Source organism: Neisseria sp. P0001.S005 (assembly GCF_051963715.1).
The window spans coordinates 1-275 of the sequence record NZ_JBQCTZ010000966.1 but is presented as its reverse complement, the minus strand read 5'-3'; the positions used below and the strand labels follow the sequence as shown (position 1 = coordinate 275).

The window sequence follows — 275 nt, the reverse complement described above, 5'->3', positions numbered from 1 at the left end:
GCCCAACAAGCCAGCTACGCAATGGGTGTGGACATCGGCCGTTCATTGAAACAAATGAAAGACCAAGGTACGGAAATCGATTTGAAAGTCTTCACCGAAGCCATGGAAGCCATGTTTGAAGGTAAAGAAGTCAAAATGACTGAAGCCCAAGCTCAGGAAGTGATGATGAAATTCCTGCAAGAGCAACAAGAAAAAGCCACTGCCAAACGTGCTGAAGATGCCAAAGTAAACTTGGAAAAAGGCGAAGCGTTCTTGAAAGAAAACGCGACTAAAGA

Annotated in this window: 1 protein-coding gene; it reads left to right on the top strand. The window is 44.7% G+C overall.

The window, feature by feature from the left end:
* Positions 1-275, top strand: a 275-nt coding sequence (locus ACTHSP_RS23705) for an FKBP-type peptidyl-prolyl cis-trans isomerase N-terminal domain-containing protein (protein WP_440347197.1), incomplete at both ends; no start/stop codon positions are given.